General features: G+C 38.2%; 27 protein-coding genes, 1 other RNA gene and 2 pseudogenes. 24 read left to right on the forward strand and 6 right to left on the reverse strand.

The annotated features are described in order from the left end of the window. Nucleotides 1-52: 52 nt before the first annotated feature. Nucleotides 53-2,308 carry a formate C-acetyltransferase gene (pflB, locus tag MHH51_RS00095; RefSeq protein ID WP_339283911.1) on the reverse strand — a complete coding sequence of 752 codons (2,256 nt, stop codon included), beginning with the start codon at nucleotides 2,306-2,308 and terminating at the stop codon, nucleotides 53-55. A gap of 310 nt (nucleotides 2,309-2,618) precedes the next feature. On the opposite strand from pflB, the pseudogene MHH51_RS00100 reads away from it, so the two are divergent. Then, a pseudogene (locus MHH51_RS00100) lies at nucleotides 2,619-3,470 on the forward strand (transposase). A gap of 168 nt (nucleotides 3,471-3,638) precedes the next feature. After that, nucleotides 3,639-4,556 (forward strand): DMT family transporter, encoded by a 918-nt coding sequence (locus tag MHH51_RS00105; RefSeq protein ID WP_147212267.1) that lies wholly within the window; start codon nucleotides 3,639-3,641, stop codon nucleotides 4,554-4,556. An 84-nt stretch (nucleotides 4,557-4,640) separates the two neighbouring features. Here MHH51_RS00105 and MHH51_RS00110 read toward each other — a convergent pair. Both MHH51_RS00110 and MHH51_RS00115 read right to left on the reverse strand, forming a co-directional pair. Then, a pseudogene (locus tag MHH51_RS00110) lies at nucleotides 4,641-4,898 on the reverse strand (ImmA/IrrE family metallo-endopeptidase); the annotation flags it as partial. Between the two features lie 225 nt (nucleotides 4,899-5,123). Beyond that, complete coding sequence (locus MHH51_RS00115; RefSeq protein WP_147212265.1) at nucleotides 5,124-5,498, reverse strand: helix-turn-helix transcriptional regulator; 375 nt, start codon at nucleotides 5,496-5,498, stop codon at nucleotides 5,124-5,126. Nucleotides 5,499-5,653: 155 nt separating this feature from the next. Between MHH51_RS00115 and MHH51_RS00120 the strand changes: the two genes are divergently transcribed. The 5 genes from MHH51_RS00120 (at nucleotide 5,654) to MHH51_RS00140 (ending at nucleotide 11,270) form a co-directional block, all read left to right on the forward strand. Next, on the forward strand, nucleotides 5,654-5,887 hold the full coding sequence (locus MHH51_RS00120) for a helix-turn-helix transcriptional regulator (RefSeq protein WP_147212264.1): 234 nt from the start codon (nucleotides 5,654-5,656) through the stop codon (nucleotides 5,885-5,887). 578 nt (nucleotides 5,888-6,465) lie between these two features. Then, the gene (locus MHH51_RS00125; RefSeq protein WP_147212263.1) at nucleotides 6,466-7,698 is read left to right on the forward strand and encodes a dicarboxylate/amino acid:cation symporter; all 1,233 of its coding nucleotides are present in this window, start codon (nucleotides 6,466-6,468) and stop codon (nucleotides 7,696-7,698) included. Between the two features lie 229 nt (nucleotides 7,699-7,927). Further along, nucleotides 7,928-9,643, forward strand: coding sequence for an acetate--CoA ligase (gene acsA, locus MHH51_RS00130; protein WP_156988822.1), 1,716 nt, complete (start codon nucleotides 7,928-7,930; stop codon nucleotides 9,641-9,643). 343 nt (nucleotides 9,644-9,986) lie between these two features. Continuing rightward, entirely contained in the window at nucleotides 9,987-10,586 is a 600-nt protein-coding gene (locus MHH51_RS00135; RefSeq protein ID WP_339283914.1) for an NDxxF motif lipoprotein, read from the forward strand. Between the two features lie 168 nt (nucleotides 10,587-10,754). Continuing rightward, nucleotides 10,755-11,270: a type 1 glutamine amidotransferase domain-containing protein gene (locus tag MHH51_RS00140; protein WP_147212261.1), complete on the forward strand. Its 516-nt coding sequence runs from the start codon at nucleotides 10,755-10,757 to the stop codon at nucleotides 11,268-11,270. Nucleotides 11,271-11,320: 50 nt separating this feature from the next. Here MHH51_RS00140 and MHH51_RS00145 read toward each other — a convergent pair whose 3' ends face one another. Beyond that, complete coding sequence (locus MHH51_RS00145; RefSeq protein WP_339283915.1) at nucleotides 11,321-12,613, reverse strand: glycoside hydrolase family 18 protein; 1,293 nt, start codon at nucleotides 12,611-12,613, stop codon at nucleotides 11,321-11,323. A gap of 63 nt (nucleotides 12,614-12,676) precedes the next feature. After that, on the reverse strand, nucleotides 12,677-13,204 hold the full coding sequence (locus MHH51_RS00150; RefSeq protein WP_147212259.1) for an isochorismatase family cysteine hydrolase: 528 nt from the start codon (nucleotides 13,202-13,204) through the stop codon (nucleotides 12,677-12,679). A gap of 91 nt (nucleotides 13,205-13,295) precedes the next feature. Between MHH51_RS00150 and tadA the strand changes: the two genes are divergently transcribed. The 3 genes from tadA to MHH51_RS00165 all read left to right on the forward strand — a co-directional run bounded on the left by tadA (nucleotide 13,296) and on the right by MHH51_RS00165 (nucleotide 15,343). Next, entirely contained in the window at nucleotides 13,296-13,799 is a 504-nt protein-coding gene (gene tadA, locus MHH51_RS00155) for a tRNA adenosine(34) deaminase TadA (RefSeq protein ID WP_198048769.1), read from the forward strand. A gap of 65 nt (nucleotides 13,800-13,864) precedes the next feature. Next, nucleotides 13,865-14,130: signal recognition particle sRNA large type (gene ffs / locus MHH51_RS00160), an RNA gene on the forward strand. Between the two features lie 187 nt (nucleotides 14,131-14,317). Continuing rightward, nucleotides 14,318-15,343: an NADH:flavin oxidoreductase/NADH oxidase gene (locus tag MHH51_RS00165; protein ID WP_339283917.1), complete on the forward strand. Its 1,026-nt coding sequence runs from the start codon at nucleotides 14,318-14,320 to the stop codon at nucleotides 15,341-15,343. Between the two features lie 426 nt (nucleotides 15,344-15,769). On the opposite strand, the gene MHH51_RS00170 is transcribed toward MHH51_RS00165, so the two are convergent. After that, nucleotides 15,770-15,859: a putative holin-like toxin gene (locus tag MHH51_RS00170; RefSeq protein ID WP_222595752.1), complete on the reverse strand. Its 90-nt coding sequence runs from the start codon at nucleotides 15,857-15,859 to the stop codon at nucleotides 15,770-15,772. A 268-nt stretch (nucleotides 15,860-16,127) separates the two neighbouring features. On the opposite strand from MHH51_RS00170, the gene dnaX reads away from it, so the two are divergent. The 14 genes from dnaX (at nucleotide 16,128) to yabA (ending at nucleotide 25,616) form a co-directional block, all read left to right on the forward strand. After that, on the forward strand, nucleotides 16,128-17,837 hold the full coding sequence (dnaX, locus tag MHH51_RS00175) for a DNA polymerase III subunit gamma/tau (RefSeq protein ID WP_339283919.1): 1,710 nt from the start codon (nucleotides 16,128-16,130) through the stop codon (nucleotides 17,835-17,837). 27 nt (nucleotides 17,838-17,864) lie between these two features. After that, complete coding sequence (locus MHH51_RS00180) at nucleotides 17,865-18,179, forward strand: YbaB/EbfC family nucleoid-associated protein (RefSeq protein WP_077602820.1); 315 nt, start codon at nucleotides 17,865-17,867, stop codon at nucleotides 18,177-18,179. 95 nt (nucleotides 18,180-18,274) lie between these two features. Further along, nucleotides 18,275-18,871, forward strand: a complete 597-nt coding sequence (gene recR / locus MHH51_RS00185; RefSeq protein WP_156988814.1) for a recombination mediator RecR — start codon at nucleotides 18,275-18,277, stop codon at nucleotides 18,869-18,871. An 85-nt stretch (nucleotides 18,872-18,956) separates the two neighbouring features. Continuing rightward, nucleotides 18,957-19,169: a YaaL family protein gene (locus MHH51_RS00190; RefSeq protein WP_147212254.1), complete on the forward strand. Its 213-nt coding sequence runs from the start codon at nucleotides 18,957-18,959 to the stop codon at nucleotides 19,167-19,169. A 207-nt stretch (nucleotides 19,170-19,376) separates the two neighbouring features. Next, nucleotides 19,377-19,640, forward strand: coding sequence for a pro-sigmaK processing inhibitor BofA family protein (locus tag MHH51_RS00195; protein ID WP_147212253.1), 264 nt, complete (start codon nucleotides 19,377-19,379; stop codon nucleotides 19,638-19,640). A gap of 115 nt (nucleotides 19,641-19,755) precedes the next feature. After that, complete coding sequence (locus tag MHH51_RS00200; protein ID WP_077602824.1) at nucleotides 19,756-19,953, forward strand: sigma factor G inhibitor Gin; 198 nt, start codon at nucleotides 19,756-19,758, stop codon at nucleotides 19,951-19,953. 98 nt (nucleotides 19,954-20,051) lie between these two features. After that, nucleotides 20,052-20,192 carry a hypothetical protein gene (locus tag MHH51_RS00205; protein WP_186813717.1) on the forward strand — a complete coding sequence of 47 codons (141 nt, stop codon included), beginning with the start codon at nucleotides 20,052-20,054 and terminating at the stop codon, nucleotides 20,190-20,192. Nucleotides 20,193-20,461: 269 nt separating this feature from the next. Then, on the forward strand, nucleotides 20,462-21,883 hold the full coding sequence (locus MHH51_RS00210; RefSeq protein WP_339283922.1) for an aminotransferase class I/II-fold pyridoxal phosphate-dependent enzyme: 1,422 nt from the start codon (nucleotides 20,462-20,464) through the stop codon (nucleotides 21,881-21,883). Then, on the forward strand, nucleotides 21,883-22,515 hold the full coding sequence (gene tmk, locus MHH51_RS00215; protein ID WP_147212277.1) for a dTMP kinase: 633 nt from the start codon (nucleotides 21,883-21,885) through the stop codon (nucleotides 22,513-22,515). Before MHH51_RS00210 ends, tmk begins: the two co-directional genes overlap by 1 nt. A 21-nt stretch (nucleotides 22,516-22,536) precedes the next feature. Next, the gene (locus tag MHH51_RS00220) at nucleotides 22,537-22,866 is read left to right on the forward strand and encodes a cyclic-di-AMP receptor (protein ID WP_040977662.1); all 330 of its coding nucleotides are present in this window, start codon (nucleotides 22,537-22,539) and stop codon (nucleotides 22,864-22,866) included. A 35-nt stretch (nucleotides 22,867-22,901) separates the two neighbouring features. Beyond that, on the forward strand, nucleotides 22,902-23,333 hold the full coding sequence (locus MHH51_RS00225; protein ID WP_147212251.1) for a YaaR family protein: 432 nt from the start codon (nucleotides 22,902-22,904) through the stop codon (nucleotides 23,331-23,333). A gap of 89 nt (nucleotides 23,334-23,422) precedes the next feature. Continuing rightward, nucleotides 23,423-24,412, forward strand: a complete 990-nt coding sequence (gene holB / locus MHH51_RS00230) for a DNA polymerase III subunit delta' (protein WP_156988835.1) — start codon at nucleotides 23,423-23,425, stop codon at nucleotides 24,410-24,412. Nucleotides 24,413-24,416: 4 nt separating this feature from the next. Next, the gene (locus MHH51_RS00235; RefSeq protein WP_147212250.1) at nucleotides 24,417-25,241 is read left to right on the forward strand and encodes a stage 0 sporulation family protein; all 825 of its coding nucleotides are present in this window, start codon (nucleotides 24,417-24,419) and stop codon (nucleotides 25,239-25,241) included. Nucleotides 25,242-25,253: 12 nt separating this feature from the next. Further along, nucleotides 25,254-25,616, forward strand: coding sequence for a DNA replication initiation control protein YabA (yabA, locus tag MHH51_RS00240; protein WP_339283925.1), 363 nt, complete (start codon nucleotides 25,254-25,256; stop codon nucleotides 25,614-25,616). Nucleotides 25,617-25,879: the final 263 nt, after the last annotated feature.

Genomic DNA, 25,879 nt, shown 5'->3' on the forward strand with positions numbered 1-25,879 from the left:
CAAGCGCTCTGATAATTTTATGAGCGCTTGATAATCATTTTCTTACAGGACCTTACAGGCTTTCATGGAAGGTCCGATTTATCACATCAATTTGTTGCTCTCTTGTCAGTTTAATAAAGTTTACCGCATATCCGGAGACACGAATGGTCAGCTGCGGATATTCTTCCGGGTGCTCCATCGCATCTAATAAGGTTTCACGGTCAAATACATTGATGTTTAGATGATGCCCCTGTTTTTCTGCGTAACCGTCAAGAATGCCGGCTAAGTTTGTTGTTCTTGTTTCTTCATCTTTACCTAATGCTTTCGGTACGATGGAGAATGTGTTGGAGATACCATCCATCGCATACTTATATGGCAATTTTGCAACAGAGCTTAAAGAAGCTAAGGAGCCGTTTTTATCGCGGCCATGTAATGGATTTGCTCCTGGTGCAAAAGGTTCTCCTGCTTTTCGTCCATCTGGTGTATTTCCTGTTTTCTTCCCGTAAACAACATTGGAAGTAATAGTCAGAATAGACTGCGTTGGTACAGCATTGCGATACATATGATGTTTTTTAATTTTATTCATAAAGTTCTTCACTAAATTGACTGCAATCTCATCGACGCGTTCATCATTATTACCGTACTTAGGATAATCTCCTTCAATTTCGTAATCAACGACAAGGCCATCTTCATCGCGAATAGTTTTTACTTTGGCATATTTAATGGCACTTAAGGAGTCGGCAATCACAGACAATCCTGCAACACCGCAGGCCATTGTCCGTAATACTTCACGGTCATGCAGTGCCATTTCCAGACGTTCATAGCTGTATTTGTCATGCATATAATGGATAACGTTTAATGCGTTGACATATAACCCGGATAACCAGTCTAAGAGTGTATCATATTTTTCTATCACCTCGTCATAATCCAGATATTCTGACGTAATTGGTGCATAGTTTGGAGCTACCTGCATTTTCAGATTTTCATCGACCCCGCCATTGATTGCATAAAGAAGTGCTTTCGCTAAGTTGGCCCGGGCACCGAAGAATTGCATTTGTTTACCGATGCGCATGGCAGATACACAGCAGGCAATCCCATAATCATCTCCGTAAATCGGACGCATGATATCGTCATTTTCATATTGAATGGAGCTTGTTTTAATGGACATTTTAGCACAATATTTTTTATAGTTTTCAGGCAATTTTTTTGACCATAGAACTGTTAAGTTTGGTTCAGGTGCTGGTCCTAAATTATCTAGCGTATGCAGAAAACGGTAGGAACTCTTTGTTACAAGTGGACGTCCATCTTCTGCTATCCCTGCCAATGATTCTGTTACCCAAGTTGGGTCTCCGCTGAATAATTCGTTGTAATCTGGTGTTCTTGCGAATTTAACGAGACGCAGCTTCATCACAAAATGATCGACAAGTTCTTGTGCTTCTTCCTCTGTCATAACCCCATTTTTAATATCTCTATCTATATAAATATCTAAGAATGTAGAAACACGGCCAAGGCTCATTGCTGCACCGTTTTGTTCTTTAATTGCAGCTAAATATGCTAAATAGAGCCATTGGAAGGCTTCCTGAGCAGTTGCTGCAGGCTTTGAAAGGTCAAATTCATATTTTTCTCCGAGTTTTTTCAAGTCCTGCAGTGAACGAATTTGTTCAGAAGTTTCTTCGCGGTCACGGATAATATCCTCTGTCATTGTTCCATTACCGATCAGGCTAAGATCTTTTTTCTTTTCTTCGATTAAACGATCAACACCATATAAGGCAACTCTGCGGTAATCTCCAATAATACGCCCGCGACCATATGCATCCGGGAGACCGGTGATAATTCCTGCTTTTCTTGCTTTTAAGATTTCGGGTGTATAGGCGTCAAAGACTCCCTGGTTATGCGTTTTACGATGTTCCGTAAAGGTATGAACAACTTCATCATCCACCTTATATCCATAGGATTCTGCAGCAGCTACTGCCATACGGATACCTCCAAATGGCATTAAAGCACGTTTGAAAGGCTCATCAGTCTGAACACCGACTATTTTTTCAAGTGGCTTATTCAGATAGCCTGCATTATGGGAAGTAATCGTTGATACGATCTTTGTATCTAAATCATAAACGCCGCCATTTTCCCGTTCCTCTTTGGTTAATTGCATGACTTGGTCCCACAAATCTTTAGTTGCCTGAGTCGGTCCTGCCAGGAAGGATTCGTTTCCTTCATATAAGCTATAATTCTGTGATATAAAATCACGCACATCGATTTCTTTCTGCCAATTACCATCAAGGAAACCATCCCAAGGAACTCTTTTCACCATTTCATCTGCTACTTTCATAGCAAAACCCCTCCTCTTAATAATTCAACATGTGAAATATTTCACATTATCTTAATTTCATTATAACGCTTTTGAAATATAAAACAAGTGAAATTCTTCACAAACAACGAAAGTTCTTAAAATGTTCAAATTTAACGTTTTTCCGAAAGAAGTCCCCTCTTCAAGCGTAAGAAAGGCTTCCATGCAACGATAAGGGGAGATGAATTTCGGTTGGTGATAGCCAAAAAGTTTTTGTTATGGTGTGTTTGGAACAAAAGTTCCGTTAGAGGTAGTTGTTATGCCCAAACAACAAAAAGCATATAAATTTTGAATTTATCCGACAGAGGAACAGGCTTCTTTGGTTCGTAAAACGTTCGGATGTGTACGTTTTGTCTATAATCAAATGTTGGCAGAGCGAATGAATAGCTATGAAACATTCCAGAAAGATAAAGAAGGCTCCAAGCGGAGGGAAAACCCCACACCAGCAAAATATAAGAAAGAATTTGAGTGGCTAAAAGAAGTGGATTCTTTAGCTTTAGCAAATGCATAGCTTCATTTAAATATTTCTATTTTGACGGAATATGAAAACGAGATAAAAAGCAAAGAAGTTCACCAGGTTGCAGGATTAGATTTTGCGATGGATGGGCTATTTGTCGATAGCGAAACAGGTAAGAAAGCCAATTATCCACGTTTCTATCGACAAATGCTTGAAAAATTAGCAATCGAACAACGTAAACTCTCTCGTAAAGAGAAAGGTTCCTCTAATTGGAATAAACAGCGTATTCGATTAGCTAAAATCGGGGAGAAAGTCGCCAATCAACGAAAGAATTTTTTGCAGCATAAATCAAAAGTACTTGTAACAAAGTTTGACGCAATAATTATGGAGGACTTAAACATGAAAGGAATGTCACAAGCTCTTCAATTTGGAAAGAGTGTCATGGATAACGGCTGGGGTATGTTCACTTTTTTCTTACAGTACAAACTAAAAGAGCAAGGGAAACAACTGATCAAGATAGATAAATGGTTTCCATCGACAAAGATGTGCTCATCATGTAGTTTGGTAAAAGAAATAACCTTATCAGAACGTACTTATCTATGCAGTTGTGGTCTAAATATGGATAGAGATTATAATGCAGCAATCAATATCAAGAACGAAGGCATACATCTATTAGGAATTTCCTAATCTACTATCTATTATCATATAAACTTTTGGGACAAGAGGGTTAGCTTGGTCCATTTCGTCAGTGGTGGGTAGTTCACAAGCTTATCTGAAAAAAGCAGGAATATTGTTTTCCTTGATAACTTTGCTAAAATAAATACATTACGTTTTCTGAGAAAGAAGGTTTCTTTTTTGTACATATTAATCGTCTTAGGGATTATCGCAGGGATGATGATTCCTATGCAGACAGCGGTAAATAACCGCCTGAATTTATTTACCAAAGCTATTTTTCCTACCTCCTTTTACTCTTTTTTATCAGGGAGTATTATTTTATTTATCATTAATTTCATTATGGATCCCGGCAAATTTACGATATCGTTTTTCGCATCACAATCTTTGTCTTACGTCTGGTTTGCCGGCGGTGTGCTTGGGGTAATCTTTCTAACAGGTAATATTATTTTATTACCCAGAATCGGCGCAGCATTAACTGTTATTGCGGCAGTCACTGGACAAATGGTGATTGGAATTTTAATTGATACATTCGGCTGGTTCGGCGCAGAGGTAAAACCATTACATGTTATGCATATTATTGGTGCGGTCCTTTTAATCATCGGAATTATTTATATGAATGCCAAAAAGAAGCCGGGCGGCTCTCAAAACTATTCCCGTTTATGGATCGTGTTCGGTTTATTTACCGGAATGATGCCGCCGATGCAAACAGCTATCAATAGCGAATTACGATATGAAGTAGATTCATTTATTTACGCAGCTTTTATATCCTTTATCGTAGGTACCATTGTGCTATTTATTCTGTCAATAATCCTTAGTAAAGGGGTAAAATTAACACGTACCTCTGGTAATTTTAAATTGAAGCCCTGGCATTTTGCCGGCGGTCTGCTCGGGGCTGCATACATTGCATCGAATATTAGCTTAATGCCTCATCTGGGCGTTACACTGACGATGATGTCTACCATCTTAGGGCAAATAATAATGGGGTTGTTAATTGATCATTTTGGTATGTTTAACCTCCCGAAATATCCAATTGATCAGAGGAGAATTATTGCTGTTATTATGATAATTGGAGGAATTGCGTTATTAAACTTCTTTTAAGAGAGCAGCTCTTGTTTTCTTGTTCAGGAAATAAGGGCTGTTTTTTATTTTAATAAAATTTACTATGGCTTATCGAAACGGAAATTACCCTGCCAGATAATAAGCAGGCGGCTCATACAGAGAAATCTGTTTATTACGGTGCACTCCCAGTTTATGAAGTGCGAAGGGAAAGCTGACTGGGAAATGCTGTTGAATATCATAGACACTTCTAATGAGAAACTGGTTAAGCATAAAGGTTGGAATACAGAAATGATAGCCAAAGTGGTTGGCTTGATTTTCCTGCAATTCAACAAAGAGAGAGTTCATAAAACGCTGATCTCCTTCATTGAAAAAGTAGTGACATAATTCATGACCAAAGCATTGCTATTTGTTTTGGTGGGAATGTATGTTCTTTTTTGGTGTTAAAAATAAAGGTGCAGCAAGTACACCTGTTTTGGCAGATAAGAGAGTATAAGATTTCTTACTAAATAACGTTTTTGATGGTAGTCTCAGGACACAAATAAAACTGGAATGCAATGAGCTTGTGACAATAAAGATTACCCATATACCTTATTGAGAATATAACTACTATTCTTTTTTATCATCATTTCTATTATCCATTTTCTTTTTATATAAAATATATTGTATCACATGTAAAGCTTCTTGTTTCTCGTCTTCTGTCATGCGTTTCCAATTACTGAACATTAGTGTATCCTGTTCAGACATCGGCTCAGGCTGGGAAGTACTTTTCGGTGAGGGATACATAGATTTACCAAGAAGCCAATCTACAGAAACACTATATAATTCAGCCATTTTATGTAAAGTGTCTGTATCAGGATCACGATATTCTCTTTCATAACCAGATAAAGTACCGTTTGAAATTCCCAGAAGCTTAGATGCTTCAATTTGTTTTAATCCAGCTTTTTCTCGTGCTTCTCTTAATCTTTGGGAAAGAATTTTCATTGTATCCACCTCATTATAGAGATAATACCATTTTTAATAAAAATAATAGTATTTTTAAGCGAAATGCAAATTTTACTATATTAATATATTGACTTACGCAAAACGCTTAATTATAATTTAAGTAGAAAGAACTAAATGATGGATGGAGTGATTTAGTGGAAATTCATGAGAAAATTGAGTTTATTAGACAACAAAAACAAGTAACAAAGACACAAATTGCAAAAAAATGCTCTAAGACTCCCGCATGGTATACAAACATTTCTAAAGGGAAAACAAAGATAGATGTAGATACCTTGGAAAAAATAGCGGAGGCACTGGAAATTGATGTGAAAATGTTGTTTGATAAGGAGTTAAATGAGGCATTAAATAAATGCAAAGAGCTTTTATAAAATAAAGCTGGTTAAATAAAAGAAACTATGAAATTAAGAGATTTTATACACCCTAGACAATATCGATACCTCAAAGAGCTTAAATTATAGTTATGTAATAAAGAGCACCGCAAAGCTATTTCCTCAAAGAAAAATCTCTCAATCTGACTGAATTTTTTCCTAATATAATAAGTAATTTAGGTTCTATCTCCTGATAAAAGGGGGTAGTTTTTTATTGGATGAAAATGCGGCAGTGTTTTATAAGATAATAATCGGGGTACATTCTTTAAAACTAGCAGGGACATGGTAAATAATGTATTATTTCAAAAAATACTATTCAAAAACCTGTCATTTATGGTAGAATTTATTCTACCTATTCTACAAATTGAAATAATCCCTGTATAAATGTAGTCGCCTCAACTACAAAGAAAGAAAAATCCAATAAGTCTATGTTTTATATCCAATGAAATTTATGAATTTATTAAGAGTATAAATGACCTTAAATCAAGGTGAATTGCAACATTCGGAAGCCTCAATAAATTTTTATTTTTCAGATGGATATTTTTTTAAGCCTCAACATAGTGAAAGGAAGAAGGTATATGGATTCTAAAAAATTAACGAAAAGAATATTAATTGCTTTAATTGCTGGTGCAGTTGTTGGTATTGCTCTAACATTTGCTCCCGAGAGTTTTTTTGGACCTTTGGATAAATATGTGTTGGATCCAATTGGACAAATATTTTTAAACCTTATTATGATGCTGGTTGTACCGCTGGTGTTTGTTTCTATTGTTTTGGGAACAGCAGGATTAGGCGATCCCGCGAAGTTAGGGAAAATTGGTGTTTTCACGATCACTTTCTTTTTAACAACCACTGCGATTGCTATCAGTATTGGATTAGCGTTAGGTTATGCTGTTAAACCAGGTAAAGCTGGAATTTTTGATACATCGAATGTTGGTGATTATACGCCAGGTGAAGCGCCTCCCATTATGGAGACGCTGATTAATATCATTCCTGAGAATCCAATAGCTGCAATGTCGTCTGGAGATATGCTGCAGATTATTGCATTTGCTGTGTTTATAGGAATTGCTCTGGCGTATTTAAATGATAAAACTAAAGGTATTTATAATTTATTTGAACAGGCAAATGAAATTTTAAACTGGCTCGTCATGTTAGTTATGCGATTTGCTCCTTATGGTGCGTTTGCGTTAATCGTATCAGCAATCGGAGGTGCCGGACTGGATGCAGTCGGTTCGATGCTAAGTTATATGTTAACCGTTATTGGAGCGCTGTTCCTGCATGCTTTAATTATTTATTCACTAGCTATCTGGTTATTGGGACGAGGGAATCCAATTAAATTCTTTAAAGGCTTCTTCCCGGCGATGACAGTTGCTTTCAGTACATCCAGTTCCAATGCGGCACTGCCTGTAGCTATGAAAACAGCCCAGGAGAATCTGGGTGTTAAGAAAGAAATCAGCAGCTTTGTTCAACCGCTGGGAGCAACCATTAATATGGATGGTACAGCGATTATGCAGGCTGTTGCGACTGTGTTTATTTCACAGGTATATGATTTGCCTCTTACGATGGTTGATTTATTAATGGTTGTTCTTGTTGCTACTCTGGCAAGTGTCGGCACAGCAGGTGTGCCAGGTGTCGGCTTAATTATGCTGGCAATGGTTCTAAAGCAAGTTGGTCTGCCTGTTGAAGGTATTGCATTAATTATTGGTATCGACCGAATCCTTGATATGCTGAGAACAGCTCTGAATACTTCAGGAGATGCAGCATGTGCATATATATTATCAGAGAGGGAAAGACGAAAAGAGAAAAAAGCATAACTCATTAAACCGGTAGGATTCGTCTTACCGGTTTTTATTAAAAATTCCTGGAACCCTGCGTCCGAAAGGTGTTTATCACGTGAACATCTCCTTTATTTTGTAAAATTAGAAACAAACTCTTTAAAAATGTCACAGAATGTTCTAAAATAGAATCAGTTAACAAAATATTTGAACCCTTTTTTTAATTCTATTTGTAATCGTTTTCAATTTAATTGGATGAGGTGATTAGATGGATATGCAAGCAATACCGGCCCGTGAAGGGAAGCATAATTTAAAAAACTATGAGGATTTCCGAAATGATTTTTCTTGGGAAGATGTAGAAAAGAACTTTTCCTGGTATGAAACAGGAAAAGTAAATATGGCATATGAGGCTCTTGATAAACATGCTGATAATCCTGATAAGAAGGATAAGATCGCATTGCTATATTCAGATCCCGCCCGCGAAGAAAAGATGAGCTTTGATCAGCTTCGCTTACAGAGTAATCAATTTGCAAACGTACTTAAAAAATACGATGTGCAAAAAGGGGATCGTGTTTTTCTTTTTATGCCAAGAAGTCCCGAGTTCTATACAGCATTTTTTGGTATTTTAAAAATTGGAGCTATTGCAGGACCATTATTTGAGGCATTTATGGAGCAGGCAGTAGGAGACCGGCTGGAAAACAGTGAGGCACGTGTTTTAATTACAACTCCAGATTTGCTCTATCGTATACCTCAGGACAAATTACCGAATTTAGAGAAAATCGTATTAGTCGGTGAGCATGAGGAAGAAGGAGATCAGTATATAGATTTTCATGCAGAAATGAAGAGTGCGTCCACTGATTTTGATATTGTATGGGTGGATAAAGAGGACGGCATGCTGCTCCATTATACATCTGGTTCAACAGGAAAACCAAAAGGGATTCTGCATGTGCATAATGCTATGATTCAGCATTATGCAACAGGAGAATGGGTATTGGATTTAAAAGAGGACGATATATACTGGTGTACTGCAGACCCGGGCTGGGTAACAGGAACGAGCTACGGTATTTTTGCTCCATGGCTGCATGGGGTAACGAATGTTATTCGCGGCGGGCGTTTCTCTCCGGATGACTGGTATAAAACATTACAGGATAATCATGTTACTGTATGGTATACTGCACCGACAGCATTACGTATGCTTGTAAGTTACGGCGAGGAGAAGGTCAGAGAATACGACCTGTCTGCGCTGCGTCATATTTTAAGTGTTGGAGAGCCGCTAAATCCGGAGGTTATTACTTGGGGATTAAAAGCATTTGATTTGCGCATTCATGATACATGGTGGATGACTGAGACAGGTGCCCAGGTTATTGTAAATATCCCGGCATTAGAAATCAGACCAGGCTCCATGGGAAAACCAATTCCTGGCGTAGAGGCCTCTATTGTTGATAACGAAGGAAATGAAATTCCTCCAAATCAAATGGGTAATTTAGCAATTAAAGCAGGCTGGCCATCTATGATGCGTGAGGTTTGGAATAATAAAGGAAAATATGAGAGCTATTTTATTAACGGATGGTATGTATCCGGGGACAGCGCTTATCGGGATGAGGACGGCTATTTCTGGTTCCAGGGCCGTCTGGATGATGTCATTAATACATCTGGTGAACGAGTTGGGCCGTTCGAGGTAGAGAGCAAGCTGATTGAGCATCCGGCTGTTGCAGAGGCAGGAGTTATCGGTAAACCGGATCCTGAGCGTGGAGAAATTATTAAAGCGTTTATTACCTTAAATCCAGGCTACGAAAAAAGTGATGAGCTTTTAGAAGAAATCCGTCAATTTGTTAAAAAAGAATTAAGTGCACATGCGGCACCGCGAGAAATTGAAGTGAAAGACTCTATTCCAAAAACACGGAGCGGAAAGATTATGCGCCGTCTGTTAAAATCATGGGAATTAGGGCTGCCGACAGGTGATACGTCGACACTAGAGGAATAATGTGCAGTATTTAAAATAAAGTGATAGGTTAAAGATAAATCTTACCTGAAATAAAAAGCGACTTTCCGCATTGTTGTGAGCGGGAAGCCGCTTTTTTATGCCGTAGTAGTTTACTTAAGAATTGTAGCAGATAAAAGAATCTGATGAAGTGAATTAAAGGTGATTCATTTGCTGACTATAGCGGCGATATTTAATATTCTCTACTCTCAAATATGGAGATTTATATAAAAATATTATTTTATTAATAATTATTTTATATAAGATAATTGACAGATTTAGGAATAGGTATAAGATAAAAATAAAAGTATAATGGAATATCATCTATTAAGAAGGGAAAATTAATATGAGAAAAATCATTTACAGCCTTTTGATTATTTTATTATTAAGTGCATGTTCTCAAGAAGAAAATACGGATATGACAGAGAATGACGTTATTTCATTGGAAAATATAGAGATTCCTGACACTATTTTTATCTCTGAAGAAAACAATCACGTAATTGATAAAGAAGAGATGAAACAAAGTATAAAAACATATCTCGATATCAGTGAAGAATTAGAAAATGCCAGCTATCCATTTGAGGAATTAATAGATGATGATCAGGAATTAAATGAAATTGAATTAGAGAAATTTAATAAAATTAACAGCTTGATAAAAGAAAATGATGATAATTTTTCTAATTATATCTTACATAATACTTTGCCAGAAGGTTATCAGGAAGAGTCTGAAAGAATTAGCCAATATATTACAGCCTCTCATCAATATCTTTATAAATTAGATGAAGCACTCAATGACTTGACAGATAATATTAGTGAAGGAAATTTTTCTGATATAGATATGGAATCAATCATTGATGAAAGTGGTACAGTCAATGGAAGAGAACAGAAAAAAATAGAAGAATTCCTTAACCAGGAGAATATTCATACCAAAGCATTCGGAGGATAAATATTAAGCGGGATAAGGCAGATTAACCTATATTGTTTGAGACAGAGATTTATAACAGATAAATCCTGAAGGAAAATTCACGGAATGAATATAAATTCTTTTATGTTTTAAATAAATTCTATTTGGGAAGATATAGGATGTAACCATTATTAAAGGAGTGAATGATTCATGGGTAAAAAAATCGCAACAGTTATAACAGACTTATTTGAAGACGTTGAATATACAAGCCCTAAGAAAGCATTGGAAGAAGCTGGTCATGAGCTGGTTACTATTGAAAAGGAACAAGGAAACACGGTAACCGGTAAATCAGAAGATACAAAAGTAACAATCGATAAAGGTATTGATGATGTGAAACCGGAAGACTTTGATGCTTTGCTTATTCCTGGCGGTTTCTCTCCAGATATATTACGTGCAGACGATCGCTTTGTAGCATTTGCAAAACACTTTATGGATGAGAAAAAGCCGGTTATGGCAATTTGTCATGGACCACAGCTTCTTATTACTGCAAAAACACTTGATGGCCGCGGAGCAACAGGTTTTAAATCTATTCAAGTAGACCTTGTAAACGCAGGTGCGAAGTTCAAAGATGAAGAAGTCGTTGTTTGCCAAAATCAATTAGTAACAAGCCGTACGCCGGATGATCTTCCAGCATTTAATCGTGAATCAGTGAAGGTACTTGGTTAATTAATTATAATAAAAGGGGGTGCTTCTAAAATTTGAAGCACCCCCTTTTATTATTCATCCAATTTCCGAATATCAAATTCATTATTTAAAAGCAGCCAGTTTTGCGGGAAAGCCAGCCCTAATTTCCAATATGAAATACCTAATAGCTGAAATTCCCTGATTAAATCAAATTTTGCCTGAATAGAACGGGCATCCTCAAACCAAACCTCATGCTCTTGGCCTGATTCATGAGCATACATAAAGTAAGGTGCCTGAGCGGTGGTATCATATTGAATGGCGACATTATTCTCCCAGGCGATATTGACTGCCTGTTGCGGGCTAACCGCTCTAGCAGCTTCTCCGCCTTCCACAAAAGGAAGTGTCCAATCATATCCATATAGATTTTGACCAAGCATAATTTTCTCTGACGGGATTTCTGAGACAGCATATTCAACCACGTCACGGACAGAATTCAAGGGAGAAACAGCCATTGGCGGGCCATAGCTATACCCCCATTCATAGGTCATTAACACCACAAAATCTACAATCTCCCCATGTGCTCTGTAATCATGTGCTTCATACCATTGTCCAGCCTGCTCTGAACTTGTTTTTGGAGCAAGTGCTGTTGAAATCTGCAGTCCTGCTTGTGAGAGGCGGTCCTTTGCTGTACGTAAAAAAGTATTATAAGCCTCGCGGTCTTCTGGCAATAGAAATTCAAAATCAAAGTGTACATCACGAAAACCTTGTTCTGTAGCGATATTAATGATTTCATCTAATAGTGTATTTTGAACAGCCTGCACCGTTAAAATAATATGTCCGACCTCTGAGCTGAATGCTCCTTCTTCTAGATTGGTCACCACCATCGCAATAGAAGCACCATTATCCCTTGCGGAGGTAATGAGATTTCCTGTTGGTGGAGCTGCAAGTGTACCGTCCCGATTAACCCGATAACTAAATAAACTGAGATATGTTAAAAAAGGCGTATAGTTGCTTGCTGCAGTTTCTAGGGTTTGGGAAACCTCTTCTCCCATCGGTTCGACATAAGCATTTGAGGTAATCGGTTCTTTTGGGGTCGGCGGAATATATAATCGAAATCCGGGATAGATAATCTGATTTGAATTCAAGCCGTTAATCGTTGCCAATTCTTCCACACTGATGTCAAACCGGGCGGCAATGGAGGAAAGCGTATCGCCAGGCTGAACAAAGTAAAATTGACCGACAATCGGAATGACAAGTGCTTGCCCGATAACTAATTGGTTTGGCGCATTTAATTCATTTGCATTGACTATATCTTGAACGGAAGAACCATATGTATCTGCAATTTGCTCCAGTGTATCGCCCTGTTCAACGACGTATATCTGCAAAGTAATACCCCCTTCAGATTGCTTCTTACATACTATACATATGAAGGGGGAAAGAGTTATATGCTAAACTGGTGAGATATCTGCATCCATTACAGACTCCATCAGATAAAGTGCATAATTATTATTTTCATTTTCCTCAGAAGCAATGCAGTTTTTAGGAATCGAAAGACTTAATTTATACATATAGGCATCCTTTGCAGTAAACAGGATGCAAATATCGCCGGCAATGCCTGCTAAAATAATATGCGACCGGTTTAATTCTGTTAAGAGTGCATGTAAAGGTGTTTGAAAAAAAGCGGAGTGTTGTGGTTTAATTAGAAAATAATCGTCATCATCCGGTTTGATTTTTTCAATGATTTCCTCGCTTTTTTCATTTTTACAAAAGTCGATAATTTTATGGAAGTCTGCTTGCCATAAGCCGTAATGGTCATTAACATAGATAACGGGAATAGATTTTTCCTTGGCAAAATTACGGAGCTTTATCAGATTTGGCAGCATGTCTTCTGTATAAGCATGAAGATTATCGCCGCCGTCAAATTTAAAATCATTAATTACGTCAACGAAGACAAGTGCTGTATTTTCAATTTTCATGGTTATTGGATGTCTCCTTTAGAAAGATAGGTTAATTTAGTATTCCCTCTTGCAGCTATAATTAAAACGATAATAAAGTGATGTGATAAAAATGACAGAAGAAATGTCAGTAAGTCAAGATGAATTATATATGGCAGCAGCTATTCAAGAGGCACGCCGGGCCTGGATATTAAACGAAGTACCAATTGGTGCTGTAATTGTCAAGGATGGAGAAATTATTGGAAAAGGATTTAATTTGCGGGAATCAATACAAACAACACTAACCCATGCAGAACTGCTTGCTATTCAGGAAGCTAATCAGGCAGTAGGGAGCTGGAGATTAGAGGATTGTACCTTGTATGTTACCTTAGAGCCATGCCCAATGTGTGCCGGAGCGATTGTACAGTCAAGAATTAAACGTGTGGTCTACGGAGCAAGTGATCCAAAGGCAGGCTGTGCCGGAACATTAATGAATTTATTAAAAGAGCCGCGTTTTAATCATCAGGTTGATGTAACATCAGGAGTTCTTGAACAGCAGTGCAGTATGATCTTAAAAAATTTTTTTAAAGAACTGCGTCAGAAAAAGAATGAGAAGGATTCTGCATCGGAAGAATAATATGGATGCCGATAATGGGACAAATATCGTTGCAATTTCTTCCTGAGGAAGATATAATATTAATTACGTGCTAAGCGGGGAGGTAGCGGTGCCCTGTACTCGCAATCCGCTATAGCGAGGCCGAATCCCTGCTCGAGGTGAAATGACTGTATGGTCTGACTTAAGGGATTGGTGTTGACGTCCTGGTCCTGCGCAACAGGAACCCATGAACCCTGTCAGATCCGGAAGGAAGCAGCAGTAAGTGGTTTTTCTTGTGTGCCGCGGGGAAGCCTGGGCTGAGCCATGAACTTATGTAGCGCATATGGTCATTTCATCGAAAGCAGGTGCACGCTACATATTGAAAAAAAGAACTGTAAAAATGCAGTTCTTTTTTTGTGCAAAAAAAAACGCCTTATCCTGCGAACGTAGAAGTTTTAGCTGCTTTTTAAAATATGGAAGGCAAAACAGATTATTTGCACTAAATAATAACAAAGCATATGCTATGAATTACTTAAAAAATTTATAAGCGAGGTGCAAGAATGGCTCAATTAACACAACCATTTACATTGAAAAATTTAACCTTGAAAAATAAAGTTGTTATGGCGCCAATGTGCCAATACTCCGTTGATGCCAAAGACGGAATTCCAAATGACTGGCATTTTGTACACTACACATCACGGGCAGTAGGAGGAGCCGGTCTAATCTTAGTTGAGATGACGGATGTCGATCCAGATGGACGTATTACAGATAATGATCTTGGCCTGTGGTCAGACGAACAAATTCCAGCCTATAAAAAAATCGTCGATGCTGTTCACAAGAACGGTGCAAAAATAGGTATTCAAATTGCCCATGCGGGAAGAAAGGCAGAGGATGCGAACCCGCCGGTTGCTCCATCTGCAATCCCTGCTACAAAAGACGATAAAATGCCCCGTGCTTTAACTACAGAAGAAGTTCGGGAAACGGTTCAACAATTTCAAGATGCAGCAAAACGAGCGGTCGATGCCGGATTCGATACAATTGAATTACATGGTGCACACGGCTACTTGATTCATCAATTTCATTCTCCAGGTATTAATCAGAGAGAGGACGAATATCAGGAATTATCTTTATTTGGAGCGCAGATTATTCGAGCTGTCAAAGCAGTTATTCCCGAGGATATGCCATTATTAATGCGTATATCTGCTGTTGAATACATGGATGACGGCTATGATATAGATCATGCTTTGGAAATTGCGAAAAAATATAAAGCAGCGGGCATTGATATGTTCCATATTTCCAGTGGCGGGGAGGCTCCTCCAGGAAAACAAAAACCAGCAATACACCCTGGCTATCAGGTTCCATTTGCACGTAGATTTAAGGAAGAGCTGAATATACCTGTCATCGCTGTCGGTATTTTAGAAGATCCTCTATTAGCGGAATCTGTTATCGGAAATGGTGATGCTGATTTAGTTGCAATTGGACGTGGCATGCTAAAAGACCCTTATTGGGCAATCCGGGCAAGTGAGCAGCTGGGAGATACAATAGAACCAGCAAGACAATATAAGCGTGCTTACCCGAAAAAGTAATGATATATGCAGGCTTATATAAGCATCGTTAATTGTACGTTGTTCTTTTTACAGGTTAAATTGTACTAGAAACAGGGTATATGATATAATTTCTTATAGAGGATATTCAAAAAATCCAATAAAGATGACACGGCAATGAGAGGAACTTCTACTAAGAACGCCCACGTCCTGTGGACAACACAGAAGCCACCACATCCTGCGGAAGTCCGTCGGAAAAAGCTAGTCGCCTTGGACTTCTTGGTCCTATTTATCGGACTTTTTGAATACGTACTTATATAAACGCATAGTATATAATATTGAAAAGGGCAGTATGTATGAGCATACTACCCTGACAATACACACAGTTATTTCTCTCCATCAGAGAGGGAAGGCTGTTTTAAAGTGACGAATGAAGCCACCCTATTTGCCGGCAAGCTAAGGGTGGTTTTACTTTTGGTCTTTGTCGTGAAATGAAAGAATGGCAATAATAAGCATGCCAAAGCTGATCATTAAAGACAGGGCGTCAAAAGTAGCCATAGGCATCACCTCCTTCCATATAGGAGATGCTACCTTCCACCGTTAAACTTTTTACTGTGTATATCATAGTGTATTATACCATAATGGGAACGTTAGTTCTATAATTTCGATAAAGCTTCTTTATTCTTTATGAAGGAATTCTCTAAAATTCAATTTTTTTAATAATTATTTAAACATAAATTACTTCCAGATAATCTATTTCTAAGGTTTTCATCCAGGCCACTAATCGGGTATAATAGAAACGAGACACATAAGGGGAATCGAAATCATGAGTTATCAAGCTTTATACCGCGTCTGGCGCCCAAGAACATTTGAAGATGTTGTAGGACAGCAGCATATCACGAGAACATTACAAAATGCCATTACACAAGATAAATTCTCACATGCTTATTTATTCTCTGGTCCAAGAGGGACAGGGAAAACAAGTGCTGCAAAGATTTTTGCACAAACGATTAATTGTGAGCATGCACCCGTAAAAGAGCCATGCAATGAGTGTGCGGCATGCAGAGGTATTCAGGATGGCTCTATTTCCGATGTCATTGAAATTGATGCGGCATCGAATACAAGTGTCGATGATATTCGTGATATCCGGGATAAAGTGAAGTATGCACCGAGCTCTGTACCTTACAAAGTGTATATCATTGATGAAGTGCATATGATATCTGTCAATGCCTTTAACGCGCTTCTGAAAACATTGGAAGAACCGCCGAAACACGTTGTATTTATCCTTGCAACAACTGAACCGCATAAAATACCATTAACGATTATTTCCCGTTGCCAGCGTTTTGATTTTAAACCAATTTCCAATCAGGCAATTGTGGAAAGAATGCAGAAAATCATGAACGCCGAGAATATTTCTGTTACGGATGAAGCTTTAGAGTCCGTTGCATTAGCAGCAGAAGGCGGTATGCGTGATGCACTAAGTATCCTGGATCAGGCTATCTCCTATAGTGAGGAACAGGTAGAGCTGGAGGATGTGCTGGCCGTAACTGGCGGCGTATCTCAAGAGGTTCTCACCAATATCGTCCGTGCAATGATACAGCAGGATGTGCAGACTGTACTCAGCGGATTGGATCAGATGATTCAAACAGGAAAAGATCCAGGGAAATTTGTACAGGATTTAATATACTTTATGCGTGATTTACTTTTATATAAAAGCTCGTCAGGATTAGGGGAGCTATTAGAGCGGGCTGTTGTCAATGAAGCCTTTGAAGAATTGGCTGAGCAGATTACAAACAACTGGATTCAACGCTCCATTATTGAATTGAATCAATGTCAGCAGGAAATGAAATGGTCCAACAGCCCAAAGATTTTTATTGAGGTAGCATTGTTATCCATTACAGATCAATTTGGAAAAACGCAAGGAGCGGGGCAGATCCAGTCTGAAGCTGTGGAGCAATCAGATGCTGTTCTAAAGCTTCAGCAAAAATTGCAGGCAATGGAGAAGGATATAGCGAAATTAAAAGAAGCACCGCCGCAGCATCAGGAAGCTGGAGGAAGCGCTCCTGCAGCTGAGAGGCGACGTCCCGCTTCCAGAAATTCACGAAACACATATAAGATTCCATTTGACCGGATTCGTGATACACTAGGAAAAGCAGAGAAAAAAGAGCTGAAGGATGTGCATGCACAGTGGGCAAACTTCTTAAGCCAATTAAAAACAACGAATGCCCCGGCGCATGCAACTATTCAGGACAGTAAGCCTGCCGCAGCATCAGCAGATACACTTATTGTAGCGTTTAAATATGAAATTCATTGTTCTTTATTCCTTGATCATCGGGAAATGGTAGAATCGATATTAGGGAATTTAGATAAGCATCGCACGATTATTCCGATTCCTGAGAAAGAATGGAATGACCTGCGCAATGAATATATCCAAAAGCAGGAAAAGCCTGATGAACAGAAGGAGCAGGAAGGAGATCCTCTTGTAGATGAGGCAAGAAAGCTTTTTGGTGATAATCTATTAGAAATTCATGATTAATATATATATTTAAAGGAGGTATTTTCCATGAAGGGAAATATGAATAACATGATGAAGCAAATGCAGAAAATGCAGAAGAAAATGATGAAAGCGCAGGACGAATTGCATGAAATGTCCTTTGAAGCTACAGCTGGCGGCGGTATGGTAACTGTCCGTGCAAACGGAAAGAAAGAAATTGTTGATGTAGAGATTAAAGAAGAGGTTGTTGATCCAGATGATATCGAAATGCTGCAGGATCTTATTGTAGCAGCAACAAATGATGTCTTAAATCAAATTGATGAAAAAACAAATGCAACAATGGGACAATTTACAAAAGGATTGAATATGCCAGGAATGTTCTAATTCCTTTCTAATTTGAAAAGTAAGGCGTCTGGCTTCTTTGCCAAGGCGCCTTACTTTTCCCTTAAAGTGATGTTTTTATAGGGAGGTAAGAAAATATGTATTATCCAGAGCCGATAACTAAGTTGATGGACAGCTTCTCCAAATTACCAGGAATTGGTCCAAAGACGGCAGCACGTTTGGCCTTTTTTGTTTTAAATATGAAAGATGATGATGTAATGAATTTTGCCAATGCCTTAGTTCATGCAAAACGTGATCTTACCCATTGTTCGGTTTGTGGACATATTACGGATCAGGACCCCTGCGCTATTTGTCAGGATACTAGCCGGGATGGGTCTATTATTTGTGTTGTCCAGGATCCGAAAGATGTTATAGCAATGGAAAAAATGAAAGAATTCCGCGGCAGATATCATGTGCTTCATGGAGCTATTTCTCCGATGGACGGAATTGGACCGGAGGATATCAACGTACCGGATTTGCTTAACCGCCTGAAGGATGAAGAGGTAGAAGAGCTTATCCTGGCAACAAACCCGAATATTGAGGGAGAAGCAACAGCAATGTATATTTCCCGTCTGGTAAAACCTTCTGGAATCCGTACAACGCGTATTGCACATGGATTGCCTGTCGGCGGAGATTTAGAATATGCTGATGAAGTGACATTGTCAAAAGCATTAGAAGGAAGAAGAGACGTCTAACTTTTTTTCTAATCATCTATGGAGAGTGAAAAATAAAAGCTTCATAGTATGAAATTTCATTTTATAATAGGGTTTGGTGGAGAGTATGGCAAAGAGATTAAAGAAAAAAGATATGGATCAGGAGCTTCTGAATGCTTTATATCAGGTTGAAGGGGAATGGAGACAGCTTCAGGATTTTGTACGAAAAAGTATCGACCCCTCGCGAAATGGTATGCAGGAGAAACTATTAGCGAAATCTAAATATCTGATGCTATTAAGAGAAGCCCGGATTCGCAATGTAAAAGCTAATCGGTTTTAAAAATAATATATAATTTTTACGAAAGAATCATGTATGTTTTAAACTGCCTGGTTCTTTTTATTGTCCGCTCTTGCTGAATCCAGAAGAAAATCTCCAATGAATCTTAGAAATTCTCAAACGGATTCAGCCACTCTGAAAATCTGTTCTAATCGCTGTTGGACAATCATAGAAATATGTTAAAGCGATGGAAGGAAAGTGGGGAGAGGGATGAGTTCAACACTATTTATTGGGATCATTATCGGATTAATTATTCTTTTATTTATCGTAGGAGCACCGGTGAAGCCTATGAAATATATTGGGAAAGCAACAATCAGGTTAGGTATAGGCGCATTGCTGCTGTTTTTCTTAAATGTGTTCGGAGGAGCTATCGGCCTGCATATTCCCATTAATCTATTTACTGTTCTGGTATCTGGATTTCTTGGTGTATTTGGTGTCGGTTCCCTTGCGGCTATTCATCTATTTATTCTTTGAAATGCTGTTTAGCCATTCTTGTATTTCATTCACTAGTAAAGCTGATATATAATATATTTTTTTATGTATAGCATCCGTTAGATTAGGAGATACTAGTTTTAACGGAGGTGGAGAAATGAAACAGCAAAAAGTTCAAGAATATGAGTATTGTGGAATTTGCGAGGAACCAAAGGAAAATGGTATTCATTTGTATTCCATGTTTCTATGTTCAGATTGTGAGCATAATATGATCCATACAGAGCCAAGGGAAGAAAAGTATCAATACTATCTCTCAAAGTTAAAAAATATTAAACAACCAAAATTACACTCTTAATATAATCCCCTTTTTAACAAGTCTTTGCATGCAAAGGCTTTTTTGTTAGCGTAAAATATTAAAGAGAACACCTTCCATTTGAGAGAAGGTGGACAATAATGACTTGGGATAAGATTTTAGGCGCGATATGGTTATTAATCGGTTTGATAGTTGTAGTAAGCTTAATGAAGATGAATAAGAAAAAAGGGGAGATTTCTGCTTTTTTAGGATATGTCAGTATGGCTGTTCTAGTAGAATAGAGTTTAATTGGATGCTTTCTTTACTATTTTATACTGTTCTATACTATTTAACTTTATTGCCTTAATTTTAGCTATGAAAATAAATAGGTAGTATACAGCTGAACATTCTAATTAGCTCAATGAGGTAGTATGTACCAGGCAAAAATATAATACCATCTGTACTTCTTTTTCCTATTCTGCACCTGGTTGTTATAATAGAGAAAGGTAAACAAATCAATTCCTAAGAATTGGTTTGTTTATTTATATACAAACAGAAATGAGGCAGGAAAATGGATCAACAGCGCATACCATTAGCAGAGCATTTACAAATATTTGCAGACAGCAACCCAATCTCTTTCCACGTTCCAGGTCATAAACATGGACAAATTTCTTCACCTGCATATAAAGCAGATTTCCAGCAGATGCTCCGCTGGGATGTGACAGAAATCACTGGGATGGATGATTTACATGCGCCCACAGGTATCATTGCAGAGGCAGAAAGACTAGCAGCGGATTTTTTTAAGACAGAGCACACCTTCTTTCTTGTTGGCGGGTCGACAGCTGGAAATCTGGCAATGATTCTTGCAACGTGTAAGCAGGGGGAGAAGATCCTTGTACAACGTAACTGCCATAAATCTGTAATGAATGGGTTGGAGTTAGCTGGAGCGAAGCCTGTTTTTCTTGCGCCGAATTGGGACGATAATGTTAAAAGGTATACAAGCCCAAGCTATGAAACCGTGGAAGCAGCAATAGAGCAGCATCCAGATGTGCAGGCGTTAGTACTTACCTATCCGGATTATTTTGGACAGACCTATAATCTAAAAAAAATGATTGATAAAGCACATCAATATAATATCCCTGTGCTAGTCGATGAAGCACATGGGGTTCATTTTGCATTAGGAGATCCCTTCCCAGCTTCAGCAATTCAATTAGGGGCGGATGCGGTTGTTCATTCTGCTCACAAAATGGCTCCGGCAATGACAATGGCTTCTTATTTACATATTGTGACACCGCGTATTGACACCACCCGGATTGCTCATTATTTACAAGCTATCCAGTCGAGCAGTCCTTCGTATATATTAATGGCTTCTTTAGATATGGCTAGACATTTTTTAGCAAATTTTTCAGCAGGAGAACGAATAAAAGTGATAAAAAGTGTCGAATATGTGAAGACTTTATTTTCAGCCTTTCCTTTTTGGGAGGCTGTTCCCTCCGGTGATCCATTAAAGCTGACGTTCCACGTGAAACATTCTTTTTCGACAAGGTCTGTTGTGAACTTGCTCGAAAAAGCAGGGATTTTCCCAGAGCTTGCTACAGAGGAGCAAATTTTATTTATCCATGGACTTGCACCATTTGAGCAAATTGAAATGTTAGAAAAAAGGTTGAAAACAATAGAGCATCCGTTAAAAAAATCAGTAAATCGTGCTACAATAGAGAAGATAAATCTTTTCCCTGATAAGATTCAGGAATTAGATTTGTCTTACCAGGAAATGAACAATTATACAACGTATCTGGTCCCGGTGAAGGAAAGTATTGGAGCAATAGCTGCTGAAGCGATTATACCTTATCCGCCTGGTATTCCTGTCCTTTTAAAAGGAGAAAGGATTAAACAGGCGCATATAGCACATTTAGAAAAATTAGTAGAACAAGGTGTGAGGATTCAGCATAGGGACTCTGGTGTACGCATATATAGGAATAAAGGGGAACGATGATGACAAATGGTTTGTTTATAACATTTGAAGGCGGCGAGGGAGCCGGTAAGACCACAATTCTAAACCAAGTTTATGAAGAGCTGACAGGAAGAGGATTTGAGGTTATCAAGACAAGAGAGCCAGGCGGTATTCGTATCTCTGAAAAGATTAGAGATATTATTCATGACCCTCTTCATCTTGAGATGGAGGAAAGAACAGAAGCATTATTATACGCAGCAGCAAGAAGACAGCATCTCGTAGAAAAGGTTTTCCCTGCGTTAGAAAAGGGGAAAATAGTATTATGTGATCGTTTTGTGGACAGCAGTCTGGTTTACCAGGGATATGCAAGAGGCATCGGCGTAGATGAAGTATTTGCTATTAATCAATTTGTGATTCAGGATTGTATGCCGGATATAACGCTCTTTTTTGATATTGATCCTAAAAAAGGACTGGAGCGCATTTCGGCAAATGCTGAAAGAGAGAAAAATCGTCTGGATTTAGAAACGATTGAATTTCATGAGAAAGTCTATGAAGGCTATCAGTTAATTAAATCTCGTTTCCCGGATCGTTTTCAAACTGTGAATGCTGACCGCTCACGTGAGGCCGTCTATGAAGATGTGCTGGAAAGAATTATTACTTTTTTAAATAAATAAGTCAAAAGGGGCTGATCAATCATGAAATTAATTATAACTGTGATTCAAGATAAGGATTCCAACCGCCTGGTAAACGCATTAGGTGAAAATAAATTTCAAACAACAAAATTAGCTACAACAGGCGGATTTTTAAAAGAAGGTAATACGACACTAATGATTGGTTGTGAAGACGAATATGTGAATGATGCCCTTGAAATCATTCGCGATAACTGCTCACATCGTGAACAGATGGTTGCGCCAATTTCTCCAATGGGAGGAAATGCAGATTCTTATATTCCAAAACCAGTTAAGGTGGAGGTTGGAGGAGCTACTGTGTTTATCCTGCCTATCGAATCCTTTTACCAATTCTAAAAAAACCATTTTAATAAAACGGGAGGGGGAGAACAATGAAAATCTCGAGTGATATATTAACACCAAGAGACGGCAATCTGAAGCGGCCTTCACAAACAAATAATGCTTCTTTTCAAAATCTTGTTCAAACCCAATCGGAACAGCTGAAGACACAGGAATTCACTCAAATGGTGAAGCAGATAACCGAGCAGGGTGATAAGCTGAGCCGGTATCGTTCCTTCCGTGAGTTAGTCAAATTCAAGCGAATGGTAAAGGGATTTCTGGAAAAAGCGACATCAGAAGGCTATCTTCTGGAGAAAAAACAAAGCTTCGGCATGCAGGGAAGCAGACAATTATCTACAGTGAAGATAATTGATGAAAAAATTGCCAAATTGGCGGAGGATTTAATGGATGAAGAAAAGAAAACCATTGATATTCTTGGTTTAATTGGAGAAATTAAAGGTTTGTTAGTTAATATTTATACATGAGCTAAGCTCTTTTGAGGAAGAGCTTAGCCTTTCATAGAGTTGATAGAATAGGCGTTAATAAGCTCATCTTTAAAGGTGGAAGTAAAATGATGAAGACATGGGAAGAGATTGAAAAAATACAGCCTGTAGCAAGTAGGACTATTATTAATAGTATCAAGAAAAATCGTATCTCCCATGCCTATTTATTTCAAGGAGATAGAGGAACCGGCAAAAAGGAAATGGCATTACTTCTGGCAAAATATTTATTTTGCATGAATCGGCAGGGAGTAAATCCATGTAACAGCTGTATCAATTGCCAGCGAATTGACTCTGGTAATCATCCGGATATGCATTGGATTGAACCAGATGGGGCCTCTATTAAAATAGAGCAGGTACGTAATTTGCAGAAGGAATTTACGTATTCAGGACTGGAATCAAACCAGAAAGTTTATATTATTAAGGATGCGGATACATTAACAGTCAATGCGGCTAACAGATTATTAAAATTCTTAGAGGAACCGAGTGTAGAGACAACTGCGATGATGCTCACAGAGAATGGTCATGCGATGCTGTCTACTATCCGGTCACGCTGTCAGATTATTGATCTGCAGCCTCTTTCACCAGGTATATTACAGGAGAGATTGCAGAAAGAGGGCTTAGGCGAGGCAGATGCTAAACTTTTAAGTGTACTGACAAACAGTCTGACAGAAGCACTTGAACTTGCCCAAGATGATTGGTTTGCAGGTGCGAGAAAAATAGTGATACAATGGGTAGAAATGTATACTACACAACCTGAGGATGTTTACACATATATTCATCAAAATTGGATACCTCATTTTAAAGATAGAGACAATCAAGAACGAGGTCTGGACTTATTAATACTAGGATTTAAAGATATCTTACATCAGCATATATACACAGACGCCAATACGATACTGTTATCCAATGATCCATCTAAATTAGAAAAGATGATCATTACTTTTTCTCAAGCCCAGCTGTTAACAATCTTAAATCAGATTTTAATGGCAAAAAGAAAATTAAAGGCAAATGTTCAGCCAACATTGGTTATTGAACAACTAGCGCTTCAAATACAGAGGTGAAAAAATGTTAGAAGTTATTGGCGTACGATTTAAGAAAGCTGGTAAAATCTACTACTTCGATCCAGATTCTTACCCGGTAACCCCAGATAGCTATGTTATTGTGGAGACGGTAAGAGGGATAGAATTTGGAAAAGTAGTCATTACGGAAAAACAGGTTGATGAAGAAGATGTAGTTTTACCTTTAAAGAAAGTAATACGGGTCGCTGGAGAAAAGGATAAGCGAACCGTTGTGGAGAATCAGGAACAGGCAAAAAAAGCCTTTGACGTGTGTACCACAAAAATTAATCAACATAAACTGGATATGAATCTGGTAGATGTAGAATATACTTTTGACCGCAATAAAATTATTTTCTATTTTACAGCTGACGGAAGAGTAGACTTCCGGAATCTTGTAAAGGATCTTGCATCTATGTTCAAAACACGTATTGAACTTAGACAAATTGGAGTCAGGGATGAAGCAAAAATGCTGGGCGGAATTGGCCCGTGTGGGCGTATGCTTTGCTGCTCCACTTTCTTAGGAGACTTTGAGCCGGTGTCTATCAAAATGGCAAAGGATCAAAATCTTTCTTTAAATCCGGCAAAAATATCCGGTTTGTGCGGAAGGTTAATGTGCTGCTTAAAATATGAAAATGATGCGTATGAAACAGCAAAAAGAGATTTACCTGACATTGGAGAAACGCTGCCGACACCTCATGGAAAGGGTAAGGTTGTCGGTTTAAATATATTAGAAAAAATGATTCAAATTGAACTCTTAGATAAAGAACGTGTTGTGGAGTATACATTAGATGAATTAATTGAAGAAGGAATTGTAGCACAAGTCACAGAATAGAGGTGATCATTCGTGGGAAACAGAGAAATATTTGATCAAGTTTCCGATATGGAGAAGCAAATTGGTGAATTATATGAGCAGTTAGGTGATTTAAAAGGAAAGCTAAGTGATTTACTTGAAGAAAATCATCGGTTAGCTCATGAAAATCACCATTTGCGTAATCACCTAGATAAATTTACGGAAGAATCTGTGGAAAACCAGGAAGAAAAAAGTGATTCTAAACAACAAAAGGGCATCTTCCCAGGAGAAGGCTATGATAATTTAGCCCGGCTGTATGAAGAAGGCTTCCATATTTGCAGTTTAGAATTTGGCAGTCCGAGAAGAAATGAAGATTGTATTTTCTGTTTGGATTTCTTTGATAAAACGAAGCTTTAATCATTGGGAGTTTTTGTTCTTTTCCCAATGATTAAAGAACACAAGCTAATGTCTTCGCATCCTGGGACTGGGACTGCGATTACTCGCCCCATCGAAGGGCTTTTGCGATTACTCGCCCCATCGAGGATATTTGCGAAAACGCTTGTGTGACCAACATCGTGTTGGTCCAAGTTAATCAGGAGATGAAGTGACCGTTTTCCCCATGGATGTTTATTATTACTTCTATATCAAACAGGGGGAATTACGGTCACTCATGCTGTGGA

It is taken from the genome of Oceanobacillus sp. FSL K6-3682, from assembly GCF_037976165.1.
GTDB lineage: Bacteria > Bacillota > Bacilli > Bacillales > Amphibacillaceae > Oceanobacillus > Oceanobacillus sojae.